The sequence below is a fragment of the Flavobacterium psychrotrophum genome, assembly GCF_003403075.1.
In the GTDB taxonomy this organism is placed as follows: Bacteria; Bacteroidota; Bacteroidia; order Flavobacteriales; family Flavobacteriaceae; genus Flavobacterium; species Flavobacterium psychrotrophum.
Genome location: NZ_CP031557.1, coordinates 3,891,542 through 3,910,781 on the forward strand (window position 1 = coordinate 3,891,542; position 19,240 = coordinate 3,910,781).

At 40.3% G+C, this 19,240-nt stretch carries 15 protein-coding genes and 1 tRNA gene; 10 read left to right on the forward strand and 6 right to left on the reverse strand.

Features of this window, described 5'->3' with window-relative positions:
- The first annotated feature begins 1 nt into the window (after window position 1).
- Window positions 2–2,347, forward strand: coding sequence for a DGQHR domain-containing protein (locus DYH63_RS16855; protein ID WP_116789905.1), 2,346 nt, complete (start codon window positions 2–4; stop codon window positions 2,345–2,347).
- A gap of 140 nt (window positions 2,348–2,487) precedes the next feature.
- On the opposite strand, the gene DYH63_RS16860 is transcribed toward DYH63_RS16855, so the two are convergent.
- The 5 genes from DYH63_RS16860 to ileS all read right to left on the reverse strand — a co-directional run bounded on the left by DYH63_RS16860 (window position 2,488) and on the right by ileS (window position 10,108).
- Window positions 2,488–2,561 (reverse strand) — tRNA-Ile (locus tag DYH63_RS16860).
- Between the two features lie 108 nt (window positions 2,562–2,669).
- The gene (locus DYH63_RS16865) at window positions 2,670–3,233 is read right to left on the reverse strand and encodes a hypothetical protein (RefSeq protein WP_116789906.1); all 564 of its coding nucleotides are present in this window, start codon (window positions 3,231–3,233) and stop codon (window positions 2,670–2,672) included.
- Between the two features lie 69 nt (window positions 3,234–3,302).
- Complete coding sequence (locus DYH63_RS16870; protein WP_116789907.1) at window positions 3,303–6,080, reverse strand: PD-(D/E)XK nuclease family protein; 2,778 nt, start codon at window positions 6,078–6,080, stop codon at window positions 3,303–3,305.
- Between the two features lie 205 nt (window positions 6,081–6,285).
- Window positions 6,286–6,669, reverse strand: a complete 384-nt coding sequence (locus tag DYH63_RS16875; RefSeq protein WP_116790871.1) for a TraR/DksA family transcriptional regulator — start codon at window positions 6,667–6,669, stop codon at window positions 6,286–6,288.
- 7 nt (window positions 6,670–6,676) lie between these two features.
- Window positions 6,677–10,108: an isoleucine--tRNA ligase gene (ileS, locus tag DYH63_RS16880; protein WP_116789908.1), complete on the reverse strand. Its 3,432-nt coding sequence runs from the start codon at window positions 10,106–10,108 to the stop codon at window positions 6,677–6,679.
- Window positions 10,109–10,433: 325 nt separating this feature from the next.
- Here ileS and DYH63_RS16885 point away from each other — a divergent pair, with 325 nt between their 5' ends.
- The 8 genes from DYH63_RS16885 to DYH63_RS16925 all read left to right on the forward strand — a co-directional run bounded on the left by DYH63_RS16885 (window position 10,434) and on the right by DYH63_RS16925 (window position 17,911).
- A complete protein-coding gene (locus tag DYH63_RS16885; protein ID WP_116789909.1) occupies window positions 10,434–10,913 on the forward strand; it encodes a response regulator in 480 nt (159 codons plus the stop codon).
- A gap of 28 nt (window positions 10,914–10,941) precedes the next feature.
- Window positions 10,942–12,078 (forward strand): sensor histidine kinase, encoded by a 1,137-nt coding sequence (locus tag DYH63_RS16890; RefSeq protein WP_116789910.1) that lies wholly within the window; start codon window positions 10,942–10,944, stop codon window positions 12,076–12,078.
- A gap of 52 nt (window positions 12,079–12,130) precedes the next feature.
- Window positions 12,131–13,000: a hypothetical protein gene (locus DYH63_RS16895; protein ID WP_116789911.1), complete on the forward strand. Its 870-nt coding sequence runs from the start codon at window positions 12,131–12,133 to the stop codon at window positions 12,998–13,000.
- Window positions 13,001–13,055: 55 nt separating this feature from the next.
- Window positions 13,056–13,982 (forward strand): alpha/beta hydrolase, encoded by a 927-nt coding sequence (locus tag DYH63_RS16900; protein WP_116789912.1) that lies wholly within the window; start codon window positions 13,056–13,058, stop codon window positions 13,980–13,982.
- 3 nt (window positions 13,983–13,985) lie between these two features.
- Complete coding sequence (locus DYH63_RS16905) at window positions 13,986–14,666, forward strand: DUF4253 domain-containing protein (protein WP_116789913.1); 681 nt, start codon at window positions 13,986–13,988, stop codon at window positions 14,664–14,666.
- 349 nt (window positions 14,667–15,015) lie between these two features.
- Entirely contained in the window at window positions 15,016–15,426 is a 411-nt protein-coding gene (locus DYH63_RS16915; protein WP_116789915.1) for a hypothetical protein, read from the forward strand.
- Window positions 15,427–15,617: 191 nt separating this feature from the next.
- Complete coding sequence (locus tag DYH63_RS16920) at window positions 15,618–17,099, forward strand: amino acid permease (RefSeq protein ID WP_116789916.1); 1,482 nt, start codon at window positions 15,618–15,620, stop codon at window positions 17,097–17,099.
- 248 nt (window positions 17,100–17,347) lie between these two features.
- Complete coding sequence (locus DYH63_RS16925) at window positions 17,348–17,911, forward strand: 5-formyltetrahydrofolate cyclo-ligase (protein ID WP_116789917.1); 564 nt, start codon at window positions 17,348–17,350, stop codon at window positions 17,909–17,911.
- 33 nt (window positions 17,912–17,944) lie between these two features.
- On the opposite strand, the gene DYH63_RS16930 is transcribed toward DYH63_RS16925, so the two are convergent.
- Complete coding sequence (locus DYH63_RS16930) at window positions 17,945–18,517, reverse strand: lipoprotein signal peptidase (RefSeq protein WP_116789918.1); 573 nt, start codon at window positions 18,515–18,517, stop codon at window positions 17,945–17,947.
- Window positions 18,518–18,726: 209 nt separating this feature from the next.
- On the opposite strand from DYH63_RS16930, the gene DYH63_RS16935 reads away from it, so the two are divergent.
- Window positions 18,727–19,218: a hypothetical protein gene (locus DYH63_RS16935; protein WP_116789919.1), complete on the forward strand. Its 492-nt coding sequence runs from the start codon at window positions 18,727–18,729 to the stop codon at window positions 19,216–19,218.
- Window positions 19,219–19,240 lie beyond the last annotated feature (22 nt).

Genomic DNA, 19,240 nt, shown 5'->3' on the forward strand with positions numbered 1-19,240 from the left:
TATGGCGTTTTTATCAGACACAGAGGTTAACAGAATTAAATCAGAGATTACACAGGACACGTCGTCACTAGGTAAAATATATAAATCAAAGAAAAGCCAATTTGAAAATATAGCTGTCAACCATTCAGATGTTGTAAAGTATAATTCAGATGGCTGGGAGGAATATACAAAGCCTTTAAAGACAAAAACGCCATTACGCAGGTTAAAGGGTTTTTTTACAAAATTCGAGGACGATATATGGTGTCAATTCTATGAACTAGGATTTAGAAAAATTAGTTCAAAGCCAATTCTTTTACCGTACAGTAAAAATGAAGGTGAATTAGAAGAGATTAATATCGTAGCAATACACGATGAAACTATTTTTATTATCACCTGTAAAGCCAATGAAGTCTTTTCTAAAGCAGAATCCTTTGCTGAAGAGTTTAGTACATTAAAGCAAAAACTAGATGGCTTTAAAAAATTATTTAGGCAAATTTACGGCGATAAATATAAAGTTAAATATATTTTTGCTACGCATAATATAAGATTTGATCTTGATAGTCCAGACTTGGAGGTGCTTAAAAGCAGTAAATCTTTCCTCTATGATAACAATGCTTATAGCTATATTAACAATATCATAAAAAGCTATAAATCTTCATCGCTTTATCAATTTTTTGGGTTGATATTTAAAAATGAACTGATTAATCTTGATAAGATCGAAATTCCCGCTGTGCAAGGCATGATGGGTAACAAAAAATATTACATGTTTTCTATTGAACCTCATTTGCTTTTAAAGATGGGATTTATTTTACATAGAACAAAGGCTAACGTTAGTGAGTTTCCAACGTATCAGAGATTACTTGTGCCCAAACGCCTGAAAGGCATAACAAAATTTATCGATGATGGAGGCTATTTTCCAAACTCTATTATCGTAAATTTTAATAGCTCAAAGCACTCAATACACTTCGATGCATCATCAAAACTCACGAGTTCAAATTCATGTTTTGGCACGCTCAAAATCCCAAATTCTTATGGAATCGCCTATATTATCGACGGACAACACCGAGTATATGGTTACGCTGGATCTAAATATTTAAAAAACAACACAATACCTGTTGTAGCATTCGACGGACTTGATACCATAGAGCAATTGGAAATTTTTATGGATATTAATGAGAATCAAAAGGCCGTAAGTCCAAGCCTTAGACTAGACTTGGAGGAAGATTTATTTTGGGATTCTGATAGGGCTGATAGCCGAATAAAGGCTTTAAGGTCATCTATAACAAAAGAATTGTCAAATTCTAATTCTAGTCCTTTATATAACAAAATATCTGTGGGCGAAGATACCTCTATCTTAACATTTAAGCCTTTCACTATAGCCCTAAGTAATAGCGGTTTGCTTCCTGTAGCAAAAGGAAATAAATACTCTGATGACTCAATAAAATATTCTTTATATGACGAATCTAATAAAGATCATAATCAAGAAATGACAAACGCCAAGAGTAATATTGGAATATTACTCAAGTTATCTTATGACTTTGTAGAGCAGAATTATTCAGATATTTTTAAACGCGAAAAATATTTTATAGTATCGAATAGAGGTACGTATGCGTTTATATGTCTAATAGGTAGTTTAAACCGTTTTTTAATTGACGAAAATACTTTGACAAAGAAATCAACTCCTGAAGAACGATTTGAACAAATAAGGAAATACTTAAAAGCATTGCTTGACTACGTCAGTGATATACCTAAAGAGGAAGAAGAAAAACAGTTAAGTCTGCTTGGTGCGGGTGCAGATATAAAATGGCTAAGAAATTTTCAAAGCATTGTAAATAAAAAATATAACGAATTTAATCCCGCAGATCTGATCGACTGGAATGAAAGGCAAAATGACGAGTTGCAAGATAAAGGAAGAAAATTTGGTGTAGAGATTGAGAAGTTCATGAAAAAATCCACATTATCTAGATTAAAAGAAATATATGGAGACAAATGGGAACTTGAAATTGGCAGCATAAAGCGTGATTGCGTTGACAGAGCACTGCAAGAAGACGAGAAAAACCACAAAGAAGGCCTTGATAAAGAAAGTTCTGACTGGAAAGATATGTTCAATATTAATGATTACAAAACTATTATTGAAAAACACTGGACAAAGAAACCTGAAAAGAACAATGGGAATTTTAAGACCTTTGAAGATGAATTCTCAATAAATATCGGTAATGGTTTTAATAGCAAGACAGACAAAATAAAATGGATATCTATATTTAATTCGCATAGAAACCTTTGGGCACATGAAGGCACAAAAGAAAAAAGATTAAATAAAAATGAAGTTGAGTTTTTAGAAATGATACATGGACATTTTTATAATTAATCCATAATTTGTTGTATCATCTTTTACCTACTAGTCAGTAGGTATTTTCAATATTATAACACAGCCGTACAAAAATCGTACAATTATAAAATAAAAAAACCTCAACTAATTGATAATCAATTTCGTTGAGGTTTTACCCGTGGTCCCACCTGGGCTCGAACCAGGGACCACCTGATTATGAGTCAGGTGCTCTAACCAACTGAGCTATAGGACCGGTTTTGTGGGTGCAATATTACCGCTATTTTACATTCAAAGCAAGTAAACAACAACATTTATTTACAAAAAAAGCACACTTTTTTTTAACCTACACAGTATCAAACAATCACTTTGCAAAAGTTTTTTCTAAAAGTGCAAAATGACCCTGAATAAATTGCCTTGATTTCGACTTAACTGCGTAAATAACCTCTCTCTCGGTGGTAATAACATCAATTTTTCTAATCTGCACGTTTTTCAACTTTTCAAAATTCTGTTTCATTTGCAAAGATGTACCACCTTTTGGCATTAGTGCAAAAGCACTTTTAAAACCAAGAGGGTCGCAATCTGTATCACTTATCTGGGTGCATTCCATTTTTGAACCATCTTCAAGCTCCAGTATAATTTTGCTCACCCCCTGCGTAAGACAACCAAGACGGCTGTCGCTATGCACAATATTTAGCTCAACAAAATAAATCTCAACAGTAGTATTTGCCTTTTTTGTTTGCTGTATTCCGGCAGAAAAAAACACCAGCCCGTCTCTTGCAATGGTATCATCCGGGCCAATCTCTTTAGCCGCAAAATTTTTTGTAATTACCGTTCTGGTTCCGGTATCGTTGTCTGTTGTATCTTCAGCTATGCTTTGCGCATTAGCACAAAAAGCCATTAACAGGGCAGGAATAATGTATTTCATAATATAATTGGTATTTTGGTTTTACAAATATATGACAGCTATCTTTATTTTGTAAGTGAAAAAAACGTTTTAAACCACTTCTTCTTTAAAAGACATTTCAGCATTTAGCAACTCTTTTATTAACGATGCCAGTTGTTCTTTAAACGAACCCAACAGATTTGCATCAACTACATCCTGTACAGGAGCCGACTTATCCCACCCATTTTTAAAACTAAAGCCCATAAAACCGGCTTTCATGTTTTTAAATGATATGATCCCCACTTCCATTTCCAGCCCGTTTGCCAACGGTTCATACATAAATGCATAACACAGCAGCTGTATTATCTTATCGTTCTTTACATCAAGCGTAAGGCCGTCCCAGTCTTTCAGGGTAACATTTGTTTTTTCAACCTTACCGGTTTTGTAATCCGTTATCCTTAGTTTACCGTTACGCTCTTCTACCCTGTCGATATTTCCTGATATCAGCACCGGATACGGCAGCAACTCATGTTCAAGCCAGCGGTCGTATTTAGTTTCGAGCGCAAGTACTTTAATCGCCTCACCCCGGGCAAGGGCGGCCTTTTCCTGTTTCAGGAAGTTATTTACATTGCGCTTAGCCACTTCAAAGGCCAGCAGGTTACGCCCACGCTTTATTTCACCCTCTTTATATACCGTAACAAATTGGCGCATTACCCCATCATTGGCAAGAGCCTCCATAATCACAATATCCTGTTCTGTAAGGAAACGGCTCAGCACAGGCTTATAAAGTTCCTCAAGCGCCCCGTGAATAATCGTACCCAGGGTATTCAGTGCTATATTCTCTTCCACCTCATCGGTTTCGCGAATGCGGAGAATGCGCTGGTAGTAAAACTGCATAGGGTTACGCATATATCCTGTAAGTGCCGATGGCGAAAAACCACTAACAGTAGCAATTTCCTTTAGGCGATCCATCACTAAAGAAGTCTTAACCACTTCCATGGGCTCATAGGCTTTATCCGGAAGTTCAGCGTTGTAAATAACACTACTCAGAGTATGAGCAGGGCGTTTTTCTATTTCAAGCTGTGTAAGGAAACGGCTGCGTTCGCCGGCATCGAGTCCTTCGCTTTCGGTATTGTATAATAGGTAAATATTTTTTGCCCGAAGCAGCAAATGGTAAAAGTGGTAACTATAAATAGCATCCTTTTCTTTGTATGTAGGCAGGCCTAATTCGCGCTTTACGTCATACGGAATAAACGAATTTTGTGATTTACCTGCCGGAAATTTCCCCTCATTCATACTGGTAATGATTACATTCTCAAAATCGAGTACACGACTTTCCAGTACTCCCATAATCTGGAGTCCACTCAATGGCTCACCCTCAAACGAAACCTCAGCCAAATCGATTACCTGCTTATAAATACTATGCAGCACCTGTAGCGAATTGATGTGGCCGTGCTTTTCGCAATAGTTAGTAAGGCGGTTCATCACCTTAAAAATAGAATACACAAAAGCCTTAGTAATTTTATCCTCCTCATTATCTCCGCCCAAATAGGATTTCAATTCTAAAAGAATATTACTAATACGCTCAAGTATTACTTTAGGATCTGCAGGGTCCCAACGCTCAAACAGCAGGGTAAAGAACGACGTAGCATTACCCTGTATCTCAAATAATTTATTAAGCGAAAAGAAGGTTATGTTATTCCGGTTGATAACATCGACCAGTTTAGCCGCTCTTATATAAGGCTCTACCAGCGGATGCGTAAGCACATCGAGCACTTCGCGGTAGTATAGTGTATAACTTTTTTCACTACGACCTATGGCATTAGTATGTAGTTTAAATAATTTCTGGATAAGTATTTGCGCAGGATTGTTTCGGCTGCTGTAGCCCATAGTAATGTTAAGGCTGCCCACATTAGCCGGAAGGCTGTACAGCATGGGTATCAGCAGGCTTTCTTCGCCCAGCACCAGGGCTGTTTTATCAAGGCTGTGCCCGGCATCCTGCAAACCTTCTATAATCTTACCCGCTATCTTGGCCTGTCCTACAGTTTTTGGCGTACCAATAACCTTTATCTCCTTTGGGGTATCAAAGTCGTTTACAATCCATTCAAAGGTGTTTCCTGCATATTGTTTCCACTCTTTTTGAAAACGGCGGATAAAGAGTCCGGCATTATGGTAGGGATCGCTTAAAAAAGCATAGTCAATATCCCAGTATATTTTAGCCTGCCCCTGTGCCATAAGGTGCTGAATTATTTTTTCTTCGGCAGCATTTAGCGCGTTAAATCCGGCAAAAACAAGTTTTGTGCCCGCATAGACATTACTAAAATGATCGATATTAGAAACAGCCTCACGATAAATAAGTCCCTGGTAACCCACACCCTTTTCCAAAAGATGGCTATAGAACGCCTCATAATACACCGGGAGTTGCTTATAAAAATCCAGGTAGTTGCTTATCATGGTAGTGCGCTTTTCTACATCTACCGCCCAGTGTTCTATCTCCTCAATATTTTCGAGGTAAGAAAGTACAAATTTAGGATTAAGCAGGTAACGGTCTATTTCGTTAAAATCCTGCAGGAGTGTCTTGGCCCAGTTGGCAAAATTTTCGAAGGGTTGCTGTTTATCTTTTGGCGTAAGGCCAAGGTAAACATTATAAAATTCAAAGAGTAATTCAATAGGATCTGACGTACGGATGTTAGCCACATCCTGTACAAAATCTTCAATACTGGTAATAGTGGGCGCAAAAATAGTACCTGTAAGCTGCTTTTTAAGCGACTCCAGCAAGAATACACGCGCCCTTTTATTGGGCAATATAATAGTAATGCCCGATAGCTGTGCGCCATAGTCGGCCACGAGCTGCGCACTGAGTTTATCTAAAAAAGTAAGGTTTGCCATAAAGCAAAGCTACAGAAAATAATGGCAGTCTCATCTTAATTGAGAAGGACACAGCACCTTTCTCATGTTGATTAGATTGCCGCGTTCCGTTCCTCCACTCGCAATGACAGAACCTACCATTCCTGCAAGTATAGCTACCTAATTTCCTTTTGAGAGTTTGCAGTTCAAAAAAATACCCCCGCCGGTGTGGCAGGGGTAGAGGATATTATCGTTGCATATTCTTAGCTTCGATGCTCATAGTAGCATGCGGAACCAGTTTTAAGCGGTCTTTATTGATAAGCTTACCGGTTACTTTGCAAATGCCATACGTTTTGTTCTCAATACGTATAAGTGCATTTTTAAGGTCGCGGATAAACTTTTCCTGGCGTATAGCCAGTTGAGAGTTAGCCTCCTTGCTCATTGTCTCGCTGCCTTCTTCAAACGCCTTAAAGGTAGGCGACGTATCGTCTGTACCGTTATTAAGGTCGTTCATATACGCAGAACGTATCAGGTCAAGATCGGCTTTGGCTTTCTCTATTTTCTTTGAAATTAATTCCTTAAACTCGGCAAGATCCGCATCCGAGTATCTAATTTGCTGCTCATCTACCATTTCCAATCTATTTTGAAATTAATATTAGGGTTGTTATGTCATCAAACTCAATTTCCGTACCATTTTCTACTACAGCACTAAAAACCAGTTCATCAGTTAATGTTTCACTCTTTATATACGCTTCATTTGCCTTAACGGATTGCTGAAGTGCGTTATTATCCTGCAATGTAACCTTTATCCTGTCAGTTACCTCAAAACCACTGTCTTTACGGATGTTTTGTATCCTGTTTACAAGCTCGCGGGCTATACCCTCGTTCTTTAATTCTTCAGTAAGCGTTATATCCAGCGCTACGGTTAAACCGTCTGCATTGGCTACCAGCCAGCCCGGTATATCCTGGCTCGAAATCTCCACATCTTCAGGGGTTAAAGTAATACTTTTTCCTGAAACCGCAATTTCAAGGCTTCCTGCCGCTTCAAGCGCTGCAATCTGCTCCTGACCAAAACCTTTTATCTCATTGGCTATCAGCCCCATATCTTTACCAAATCGTGGGCCAAGTGCCTTAAAATTAGGCTTTATCTGCTTTACTAAAACGCCACTTGCATCGTCTAAAAGCTGTATCTCTTTAACGTTCACCTCTGCTTTTATAAGCTCGGCAACCGCCTCAATTTCAGCCTTCTGTTTTGCGTCAAGCACCGGAATCATCACCCTTTGCAGCGGCTGGCGTACTTTAATAGCCTCTTTCTTACGGAGGGATAGCACCAGCGATGAAATGGTCTGCGCCTTCTGCATCCTGCTTTCTAACGATTTATCAACATACTTATCAGCATACACCGGGAAGTCGGCCAAATGTACACTCTCAGCTGCATCTTTCTGTGAAGCCTGTGTTAAATCTTTGTACAGCCTGTCCATAAAGAATGGCGCTATAGGCGCACTTAGCTTAGCTACAGTAACTAAGCAGGTATATAAAGTTTGATAAGCTGCAATTTTATCCTGCGCATATTCGCCTTTCCAGAAACGGCGACGGCACAGGCGCACATACCAGTTGCTCAGGTTTTCCTGTACAAAGTCTGATATTGCACGTGCTGCACGTGTAGGCTCATATTCAGTATAGAATGTATCTACGTCTTTTATTAGCGTGTTAAGCTCAGATAATATCCAGCGGTCAATTTCCGGTCTTTCCTCTAACGGAACCTCAGGCTCAGCAAAGCTAAAGTTATCGATATTAGCATATAAAGAGAAGAATGAGTAGGTATTATAAAGTGTACCAAAGAACTTACGGCGCACCTCAGCCACACCTTCAATATCAAACTTAAGGTTATCCCAAGGGTTGGCATTGCTTATCATGTACCAGCGCGTAGCATCCGGTCCATATTCAGCCAACGTCGTAAACGGATCTACTGCATTGCCCAGGCGTTTAGACATCTTTTGTCCGTTCTTGTCTAACACAAGTCCATTAGAAACAACATTCTTATACGCCACCTGGTCAAACACCAGCGTACCTATAGCATGGAGCGTGTAGAACCAGCCACGTGTCTGGTCTACCCCTTCGGCAATAAAATCGGCAGGGAAAGACTCGTGGTTATCTATAAGCTCTTTATTTTCAAACGGATAATGCCACTGCGCATACGGCATGGCACCACTATCAAACCAAACATCTATCAGGTCGGTTTCACGCTTCATCGGCTTGCCTGATGGCGAAACTAACGTTATCGCATCTACCACATTTTTATGCAGGTCGATAAGATCATAATTCGCATCACTCATATTGCCCGGTTCAAATCCTTTAAACGGATTATCTGTTGCAACACCGGCAGCGATTGCCTTTTCTATCTCGTTATACAGTTCTTCGGCAGAACCTATAAGTATCTCTTCGGTCTTATCCTCAGTCCTCCATATTGGCAACGGGATACCCCAGTAGCGCGAACGGCTAAGGTTCCAGTCGTTAGCATTCTTAAGCCAGTTGCCAAAACGTCCTTCTCCGGTAGCTTTAGGCTTCCAGTTAATGGTATCGTTAAGCTCGAACATACGGTCTTTAACATCGGTCACTTTTATAAACCAGCTGTCAAGCGGGTAGTACAATAGCGGCTCATCCGTCCTCCATGAGTGCGGGTAGCTGTGTACATATTTCTCAACCTTAAAGGCTTTGTTGTTCTCTTTAAGATAGATTGATATTTCTACATCGGCACTGCGTTGCGGCGCCTGGTCTTTATCGTAATATTCGTTTTTTACATATTTACCGGCAAGCTCCAGTGCATCTCCGTTAGGATTTGACAGACTGCCCAGATGCGAAGTAAATTTACCCTGAAGGTCTACCAGCGGCACTGGGTTACCATGCTCATCTAACACAAGCATAGGCGGTACCTCAGGCTTAGCCTCTTTAGCTACCTTGGCATCATCAGCACCAAAAGTAGGCGCGGTATGTACAATACCGGTACCATCTTCGGTAGTAACAAAATCGCCCGAGATTACCCTAAAGGCATCCTGCGGATTTTGGTACGGTAATACATACGGCAACAGTTGCTCGTAGCGTATACCTACCAGGTCTTTACCTTTGGCTTCGGCTAATACTGTATATGGAATCTTTTTATCAGCTTCTGTATAGCTTGCAAAATCAGTTTCTTCAGCACTTTCAAAATACTTACCACCAAACTGCTTGCCAACAAGGTTTTTTGCCAATACAACATTGATCGGTTCAAACGTATATTGATTAAAGGTTTTCACCAATACATAATCAATGTTTGGACCAACAGTAAGTGCAGTGTTACTTGGCAGTGTCCACGGTGTAGTGGTCCATGCCATGATGTCGATAGCTCCAAAGCCTTTCAGCACTTCAGGCAGTGTATCGGCCACGGTCTTAAACTGTGCTACGATAGTAGTATCGGTAACATCTCGGTAGGCACCCGGCTGGTTTACCTCGTGCGAGCTAAGCCCTGTTCCTGCCTTTGGCGAATACGGTTGTATGGTGTAACCTTTGTATAGTAACCCCTTATCATAGATCTGCTTAAGCAGCCACCATACGGTTTCCATATACTTGGGTTTGTAGGTAACATATGGGTCTTCCATATCTACCCAGTAGCCCATTTTTTCAGTAAGGTCGTTCCACACATCGGTATAACGCATTACGGTACGCTTACAGGCTTCGTTATATTCTTCTACGGTAATGGTTTTACCTATATCTTCTTTAGTAATGCCCAGTTCTTTCTCTGTACCCAGCTCTACCGGAAGGCCGTGGGTATCCCATCCTGCCTTGCGCTTTACCTGGTGTCCCTTCTGGGTTTGGTAACGGCAAAAAATATCTTTAATGGCGCGGGCCATCACGTGGTGAATGCCCGGCAGGCCATTTGCACTTGGCGGGCCCTCAAAAAACACATACTGCGGCTTGCCCTCGCGCGTGGTTACACTCTTCTCAAATATATTCTCTTTCTTCCAGAAATCAAGCACCTCACTTGCCACTGTAGGCAGGTCAAGACCCTTATATTCAGTAAACTTCTTACTCATTATAGATACGTTCAAAAAATCAATTTGCGAATGTAATGATTTTTTTTTATGAGATGCGGAAATTATGGAATAATGTAAAAGATGTGTCACAGATTTAATTTGACAACATAAAATACTATATTTGGATTTCAAAACCAATATAACATGAAATATTCTTTAACCAGGGCTTTCTGCCTGCCTGGCATTGCTGTGCTTTGCCCGCAATACTGCCTGTGCACTCTATTGCCCGGATATTACAAGACATTTCCTGTCCTTAACATGGTATATACGTATTGCATTCCTTAAGCACATCCTTACTAAAAAATATACATCACAACTATCAGCCATGAAGAAATTATTCTTTGTTATCAGCAACAAACTGGACAGTAACCTGTATGCCGAAGAGGAACAACAACAGCCTGTTGTGTACCTCATTGACGACGACGACGACGACCGCGACATTTTTTCTATTGCCCTTAACCGTGCACAGGTTGATGCTGTTTGCCTTACCGCAAAAAACGGCAGCGAAGCATTGACCGATCTTAATGACACCATAAAAACACCAAACTTTATTTTCATAGACCTTAATATGCCACACATGAGTGGTAAAGAGTGTTTACAGGAAATAAAAAAACGCCCTATGCTGCGCGACATCCCGGCGGTTATATACACAACATCATCGCGGGAGCAGGAAGCAGAAGAGCTAATGAAAATGGGCGCTGCGCACTACCTGGTAAAACCAGACAGCCTGGGAAAGCTTACACGGGTTCTTAAAGAACTCATTACCGGCAACGATATGCCTTATTTTATTAACATGACTGCTTAAAACCGCAGTAAAACATTAAAACCACCCCATGGAAGACCAAAAAGAAAGTACACAAAACAGCAGGCAAAACCAGGAAACTTACCAGCGAATGATAGCCGAAGTGCAGGACTACGCCATTTTATTACTGGATACCGAAGGAAATGTACAAAACTGGAACCTGGGTGCGCAACAGATAAAAGGCTATTCTGAACAGGAAATAGTGGGCCGCAATTTCAGGATATTTTACCTTGATGCAGACCGCGAAGCACTACTACCGGAAAAACTTATTAGTGAAGCCTTTGCCGTAGGGCGGGCTACCCATGAGGGATGGCGCGTGCGAAAAGACGGTTCTACCTTTTGGGGGCTCGTGGTTATAACAGCTGTACACGATGCAGAGGGAAATACTATAGGTTTTACAAAAGTAACCCGCGACCTTACAGAACGTAAACTGGCCGAAGACCAGATACGCAATTATGCAAAGGATATTGAATTCAGGAACAAGCAGCTCGAAGAGTTTGCCTATATAGCATCGCACGATTTACAGGAGCCCCTGCGAAAAATACAGATCTTTGCCGAAATGCTGCACAGTAATCTAGATGATAAGGACTCTGCAACGCGCTATGCCGAAAAAATAACAGCATCTGCACAGCGCATGTCTAACCTTATTAAAAGCGTACTAAAGTATAGCCAGCTTTCGCGTACAGACGATCTTTATGAAAGGGTAGACCTTAATACTGTACTCGGAAATGTAAAGGAGGATTATGACCTGCTTATAAAAGAAAAGAATGTAACACTTACTGCTGTGGGCATGCCCGTTATTAATGCAATACCGGTACAAATGCACCAGCTACTGGGCAACCTGCTTAGTAACGCTATAAAATTTGCATCGCACGAGCCAGACATAAAAATTACGTCAAGGCCGGTATTAAGATCTGAGCTTGATGACATTACCATTAGCGACAAAAGCAGGGCGTATATACAAATTGTAGTAGCAGATAACGGCATTGGGTTTGAGCAACACTATGCAGAGCAAGTTTTTAAAATATTTAAGCGCCTTACCGATAATGCCGGTACCGGAATAGGACTGGCGCTTTGCAAAAAAATAGTAGAAAACCACCACGGCCACATTAGTGTAGCCAGCGAATTAGGTAAAGGTACCGTATTTACTATTTTGTTGCCGGAGTAGTTTATACAACATTTTACACGCCCGCTACCTTATTATTGTAAATCAGCTTAATATGAAAGCTCTTATCATATTCCTAATACCTTTTCTTTGCTTTTCCCAAAGCAAAGAAGCACTTATAGACAGCGTGCTTACAGCGAATTCAAATTCATCGATATTCCCAAGTCCGCAACAAATTAAATTCCAGGAACTAAAGAACGCCTTGAATCATGACGAATTTACATCGCTTGCAAACCACGAAAACGGAACAATCAGGATGTACACCTGCCATGATCTTATTAAATCAGGCAAAGGCAATCCTTTTTTGATGTTTAAAAATGAACTGGCAAGGGAAGAAGAAATTGACATAAGTGCAGGCTGTACTTCTATATCTAAATATACTTCTGCTATCGTCTATGATGACTTTTGGACCAGCATACAAGAGAATGCCGGCGACAGCATTATATATTACCCAAATGACAAGCCTATAAAGCGCATGAGCAGGAGAGCAGGAAGGAATGTAGTGATGAACCGTATGGACAGCCTTGCTATTTTTACTGATAAACACGTATCGTTCAGGATATGGGGTCTGCTTATTGAAAACAATAAAATCAGTAAAAAATTCCTCCCCCGTATAGAATATCTTGCCTTTAATAAGAACAATGCCATTGCAATGGAATATCTCTTAGATCATTATCCGCGACGCTATAAAAAAAAGGCTGAGGCTTATTTTAAAGATGTGTTCCAAACATTTAGCTTTAAATCTGAAGATGAAATGTATTATTATCATGGGTTTACCGAAATATTACTAAAAACGGGTAAGCCTGAAATGACTGAGTTGGCCATAGCTAAATTAAAAAGTGATGACCTGGGCGAATACAAATCATGGTTTAACGAATTGCTCGCAGGACACAACCTGCCTGCTTTGCCTGAAGAACAACAATAGTCTTTTAAAATTCTTTGCTTGTGCCGCAAAACCTCACAAATAAAACTAAAACACAATGTCTAAAATCACCTTTTTCATACTCGCCTTTTTTACACTAAGTTTTGCCAGTGCTCAGGATTACAAAACCATTACCTATTTTGTAAACGATAGTGCCCAGCTACAACTCGACCTCTTTTTGCCAAAGACGGCAAAAAAAAGTAAACTAAAAGAAAAAACACCATTACTCATCCATGTGCATGGTGGGGGCTTTGCAGTGGGTACGCGCGAATGGGGACATACCGTATGCCGCGAGGCTGCAAAAAATGGCATTGCAGCAGCCTCTATAAGCTATACGCTATACATGAAAGGCAAAAAGTTTAGCTGCGATGGCATTTTGACCGAGAAAGTTAAGGCATTCCAAATCGCCGCGAACCAGCTATGGCAGGCAACACTATTTTTCATCAAAAACAGTGAGACCTATAATATAGATACCAGCAAAATATTCATCTCGGGAAGCAGTGCCGGTGCCGAAACCGTACTGCACGCCGCCTTTTGGGATCGCTCTTTAATGAACCTTTACCCTACAAGGCTACCGGACAGTTTTCGTTATGCCGGGCTTATATCAGGTTCGGGTGCCATTATGGACCTGAACCTTATCACAAAAAAGAACGTGCTTCCTATAATGCTGTTTCACGGCAGTTGCGACCCTACCGTTCCTTACGCCACTGCGGCACACCACCTGTGCCCTACTAACAGCAGCGGCTGGATAATGCTGTTTGGGTCATATTCCATTTACAACCATATTTTGGGGCTTAACGGCAATACACACCTGTACACCTACTGCAATGGCGGACACGAATATAGCGACGAGCTCTTTGGCAAACAACCCACCGAAACCATTACCTTTATAAAACAGGTATTGGCAGGACAAAAAATGCAGTCGCACACCATTATTAGCACCGGAAAGATTTGTACTAAAGGAGAATATAATTTTTGTGAATAGCCCATGAAAACAACTATCTATTGCGCTGTATTAGCTTTTGTTTTTCTTTCCTGCGAGAAAAGGAAAGATGGTCCGGTATTATCTGTTGAAGAAACAGCCCTAAATGAAAAGGTGCATTTTAACCCGGCAGTGCTGCTAAAACTCAGGGAGTATACAGATGCACAGGTTAAACAATTTATTACCGTTACGCATGAATATGACGCAGAGCGCCACCAGGACATGACGGCTACTAACTACAATCATGCTCTTGTTGTTGGCTTACCACCAAATGAAGCTACAGCTATTTCAGGAAAAATGGACGCATGGCTAAGGCAAAAAGGTTATATTTTATTTAAAAGCTATGACGGTTTTGGGCATGGCAGCGACAGCCTGACCATACTAAAAACAAAAGACCAGTTCGATATTTTGAGAGCCGTAGGTACTGAGGCTGTTAATTATAACCATACAACTAATGCTATTATTGGCACACTTTACAGATGGCATACCAAGTATCCTTTTACTATTAAAGGCGCAGGACCGGACTGGATTGAAGCTCAATTCATTAAACAACCCGCAGACATGACGGCTTTTGCAAAAGAGCTATACGCTTTTTGCCCCGATATAGTAGACCAGGGAAGCGGATCTGTGGATGAAATGGCAAAAGAAATGAAAGACAATAATATTTTGTATCTGTGGTGGGATTAAAACTTGCCGCATAACCTAATCAATCAAATGATATTTAAGCTTATTGTATTCATATTGCTCATCGTCAATTGTATTGGCCTCTATTTTTACCTTGATGGGATATATCTAAATCCAGGCATGAAAACAATGAGCACCAATGACCTTATCTATTTTGTAGCGATTGATATGGCATTTATACTTTTTTACCTTATTAGAAAAAATACTCAAAAGGGACATTAAAGAATCTGTAAGTAAAAATCCCAATGTTAAGTTTTTACGCACAATGCAATCCTTAACATTGAAATCCGTATTTTTAATTTTAGTCACGTTAATTTTGCGTTACCAAAATGTAAAATAAAAAAGCAACCCCATGAACAGAGAAGATTTAAGGCTTGTAGCGTTTACTGTTATTGAAAAGAGTAAACCTAAAAAAGGAAAGAAAACGGTTAAGAAAGAAAAGAAAAAAATAGGCCTGTTCCACCTGTGGGGCACCAATGTTAACGGAAAAGGCAACGAGAAGTTTTATGGCCTTATTGAAGATGCCGAAACCGGCAACCTGCTTGAAGTTAGCTTTAAAGACATTCGTTTTTTAAACGAAGATGAAGTAGAAGAACTTGCAGAAGCTGCACTTGAAGCAGAAGAAGAGCTTTTTATTGAACTGGAAGAAACTACAGAAGTTGCGGCTGAAGCAGTACTTACCGAAGAGACAGCAGCTGAAGTTGCGGCTGAAGCGGCTACAGCAGAAAAGCCAAAACGTGCACCGCGCGCTAAAAAAGCATAATATTCCTAAACTATTATACTAAAAAGACACCTTACAGGCTACGGCATTGAAAGGTGTCTTTCGCTTTTTTTAAATACTGCATATTCAAGCGCTTAAAAAAACAGTTACCCATATAAATACGTTAAAATTATTATAATAATCACAAAACCTTTATATTTGGGCATTCTTAAAACAACACTAAACAACTATCTATGTCTATTTGGAGAAGGAAACCCTTAACGCAGTTGCTAGCCGAAGCTTCTGAATCTGAAAAAGGTTTAAAAAGAACATTAACAGCATGGTCGCTAATAGCGCTGGGCATCGGGGCAATTATAGGCGCCGGTCTTTTTGTACGCACCGCTACAGCAGCAGCACAAAATGCAGGCCCGTCTGTAACCATTGGCTTTATTGTTGCCGCAATAGGGTGTGCACTTGCAGGCCTTTGCTATGCAGAACTTTCATCTTCAATTCCAATTTCGGGTAGTGCTTATACCTATACATATGCAACAATGGGCGAGTTCCTTGCCTGGATAATTGGCTGGGATCTTATTCTTGAATATGCTGTGGGTGCCGCAACCGTGGGTATTGCCTGGAGCGAATACCTCAATAATTTACTGGTCAGTGTGCTGCACATGAACCCTATACCGTATGAGTGGAGCCACTCCCCTTTTCAAACCTCTGCCGAGGGTGTATCAGGCCTTATTAACCTGCCAGCCTTATTTATAGTTGGGGCTATCAGCTTACTGCTTATTAAAGGCACACAGGAATCGGCTTTTGTAAATGGCTTAATTGTACTTGTAAAAGTTACTATCGTGGTTCTTATAATAGTACTGGGCTGGCAGTTTATCAATCCGCTTAACCACGAAAATTATATTCCTGCTGCTTCAACTTATAAAGATGAAGCAGGCGTATCGCATAACTTTGGGGGTATTATGGGTATACTTGGTGCCGCAGGTACCGTGTTCTTTGCCTTTATTGGCTTTGATGCCGTAAGTACTGCTGCACAGGAAACTAAAAATCCTAAGCGCGATATGCCAATTGGTATATTAGGCTCACTAGCGGTATGTACAGTGCTTTACATACTGTTTGCACACGTGCTTACCGGTGTTGCCACCATAGAAGATTTCCGTACCACAGGTAAAGAAGCATCAGTCGCTTTTGCCATCAACAAATACATGGTGGGCTACTCATGGCTGGGCGATTTCGTAACCGTAGCCATCCTTTTTGGCTTTTCATCGGTAATACTGGTAATGCTTTTAGGCCAGAGCCGTGTATTTTACTCAATGGGTAAAGATGGGCTATTACCTAAGTTCTTTAGCCACCTGCACCCTAAATTCCAGACGCCTTATAAAGCAAACCTTGTAATTTTGCTTATTGTGGGCTTATTCGCTGCATTTGTACCCGGCGACATTGTGGGCGACATGACCAGTATTGGCACCCTGTTTGCGTTTATACTTGTGTGTATCTCTGTAATCATATTACGTAAGAGAGAGCCAAATATGGTGCGTGAGTTTAAAACACCGCTTGTACCGTTTGTACCACTTTTAGGTGTCGTGGTATGCCTTGCCATGATCTACGGACTTGGATGGCTAAACTGGGCCAGGCTTATTGGCTGGATGGTACTGGGTGTAATTTTCTATTTTGCTTACAGTAAAAGCAGGAGCGTTTTAGGAAACAAAGAAAATCAGGCTTAATCCATAAAACAGATATTTTTTCAGGATCCCGCTTCGGCGGGATTTTTTGCTATACAACTTCGTTCAAACAGGATTATAACAAAGCATTTATTATTTTTGGCTTATGATGTTATCAAGTAAAAAAACCAAAACTACCTTAATTGCCTTTGACAAAAATCTTGAGCAATATAGAAATCAGGTTTTATTTCCCAATACAGTTGAGAAAGCTAAAGAGATACTCTCCAAAACAGAACTTCCAAAGAGAAAGAATGAGTAAAAAAGAGCTCCGCCTAAAATATAAGTACCTCCGCCAGGAACTCTCGGTTGCCGAAGTGGAAGAAAAAAGCCTGGCAATTGCCAACAGGCTGCTGGCTCTTGATATTTGGGATAACACCTATTATCACCTGTTCCTTACTATGGAAAACCAAAAGGAAGTACATACTGGTCTTATTCAGCATGTACTGTGTGGCAGGGATAAGGAGATTGTTGTTTCGAGGTCAGATTTTGAAAGTTGCAGCATGGTACACTATCTGCTTACAGACAATACAAAACTTGTAATTAACGCTTACGGCATACCTGAGCCGATAGACGGTATTGAAGTACCTTCTGCTAAACTTGATGTGGTTTTTATACCCCTACTGGCTTTTGACTCTAAAGGACACCGTGTAGGATACGGCAAAGGATTTTACGACCGCTTTCTGGCTGAATGCAAACCTGATGTTATAAAGATAGGCTTATCCTTTTTTGAGGCAGAAGAACAGGACATTCCGCATAATGAGACAGACATTGCACTGGAATACTGCATAACACCTGAGAGAATTTACAGGTTTTAGCCATCTGATTCCAAGACTGGGTAAAGCTACTACCTACTGCTTTGGGAATGCCTTTTTATTAAACACGATCAGGATACCCACACCTACCGATATGGCGGCATCGGCAATATTAAAAATTGCATTAAAGAAATAGGTTATTCCATTCTTCTGGTAAATAGGAAAATACAGCATATCTACAACTTTCCCTTCAAACCATCGTCCATAATGCTGTGCTGTATCAAAGGCAGCCACCTTATTTGGCAGGCTGTGATCGAATATTACGCCATAAAAAACAGAATCGATAATGTTACCAAAAGCCCCGGCAAGTATTAGCGCAATAGATACTATGAGATAGGGAGACATGTGTTTTTTAACCGAATCGGCCAGCCACCAGCCTATACCTGCTACCGCACCGATACGGAAAACCGTTAGTGTTATTTTACCGCCCAGCCATGCTGGTATTTTAGTACCCCAGGCCATACCTTCGTTTTCTATAAAACGTATCTGGAACCAGCTAAAAACATTTACAGCCTCATCCAGCATAAAATTTGTTTTTATATAGATCTTAGAGATCTGGTCCACCAATAAAACAAGGATAACAATAAGGTAGGCTTTCTTTAAAGACATTTTTTTTATTTTACCCCGCAAAAATAAATTAATTTATTAAACAATAGGCATTTTAAGTGTGTTTATGGTGGTATTGTTAATGCGCCACATGCCACAATTCATACCGCTTTAAAACACTTAACAAAACTTTAACTACACATCTGGTTCGGCTGCAACCGAACCAACAGAACTAATTTATACCTTTGCACCTCATTGCTTCAAAAATAAACATGTCTGATTTTAAACAAGAACGTGAAGAGCTTATAGAGATGTTCGGTATTCATTTCGAAACCCTGCACCATCTGCCGCCGTTGGCTTCCAGAATATTAGCCACATTGATACTTGACGGATGCAGCCGCGAATTTACGTTTGAAGATTTTATTGAAATGACCGGCGCCAGTAAAAGCTCTGTTTCTACAAACCTGAACCTGTTGCTTAAACTGGGCAAGATTACCTATTATACCCAGCACGGCGACCGTAAAAAATACTATCGCCCATCGGCATTTAGCGAGCGTTTTGACAATTACATCAAGATGATCACTTTTGAAAAAAACATTATTGACAGGATGCTAAACTATCGTAAAAAGACGATGTCCTGTAAGGCAGAAGAGGCAGACCTTGAAAGGGTAGTTGTATATAAAGAGCATATGCTTCTAATGGAAGAACTTATTAATGCTACTATCAAAAAGTTTAAAGAAATAGAATCTAAAATATCAAAATAACCATTACTAATTAAACATCACC

Excerpts from the sequence above, each read along its gene's own strand:
- DYH63_RS16930 (WP_116789918.1), bottom strand. The coding sequence starts at position 18,517 with ATGTCTTTAAAGAAAGCCTACCTTATTGTTATCCTTGTTTTATTGGTG.
- DYH63_RS16865 (WP_116789906.1), bottom strand. The coding sequence starts at position 3,233 with ATGAAATACATTATTCCTGCCCTGTTAATGGCTTTTTGTGCTAATGCG.
- DYH63_RS16885 (WP_116789909.1), top strand. The coding sequence starts at position 10,434 with ATGAAGAAATTATTCTTTGTTATCAGCAACAAACTGGACAGTAACCTG.
- DYH63_RS16895 (WP_116789911.1), top strand. The coding sequence starts at position 12,131 with ATGAAAGCTCTTATCATATTCCTAATACCTTTTCTTTGCTTTTCCCAA.
- DYH63_RS16925 (WP_116789917.1), top strand. The coding sequence starts at position 17,348 with ATGAGTAAAAAAGAGCTCCGCCTAAAATATAAGTACCTCCGCCAGGAA.
- DYH63_RS16915 (WP_116789915.1), top strand. The coding sequence starts at position 15,016 with ATGAACAGAGAAGATTTAAGGCTTGTAGCGTTTACTGTTATTGAAAAG.
- DYH63_RS16855 (WP_116789905.1), top strand. The coding sequence starts at position 2 with ATGGCGTTTTTATCAGACACAGAGGTTAACAGAATTAAATCAGAGATT.
- DYH63_RS16900 (WP_116789912.1), top strand. The coding sequence starts at position 13,056 with ATGTCTAAAATCACCTTTTTCATACTCGCCTTTTTTACACTAAGTTTT.
- DYH63_RS16935 (WP_116789919.1), top strand. The coding sequence starts at position 18,727 with ATGTCTGATTTTAAACAAGAACGTGAAGAGCTTATAGAGATGTTCGGT.
- ileS (WP_116789908.1), bottom strand. The coding sequence starts at position 10,108 with ATGAGTAAGAAGTTTACTGAATATAAGGGTCTTGACCTGCCTACAGTG.
- DYH63_RS16920 (WP_116789916.1), top strand. The coding sequence starts at position 15,618 with ATGTCTATTTGGAGAAGGAAACCCTTAACGCAGTTGCTAGCCGAAGCT.
- DYH63_RS16890 (WP_116789910.1), top strand. The coding sequence starts at position 10,942 with ATGGAAGACCAAAAAGAAAGTACACAAAACAGCAGGCAAAACCAGGAA.
- DYH63_RS16875 (WP_116790871.1), bottom strand. The coding sequence starts at position 6,669 with ATGGTAGATGAGCAGCAAATTAGATACTCGGATGCGGATCTTGCCGAG.
- DYH63_RS16905 (WP_116789913.1), top strand. The coding sequence starts at position 13,986 with ATGAAAACAACTATCTATTGCGCTGTATTAGCTTTTGTTTTTCTTTCC.
- DYH63_RS16870 (WP_116789907.1), bottom strand. The coding sequence starts at position 6,080 with ATGGCAAACCTTACTTTTTTAGATAAACTCAGTGCGCAGCTCGTGGCC.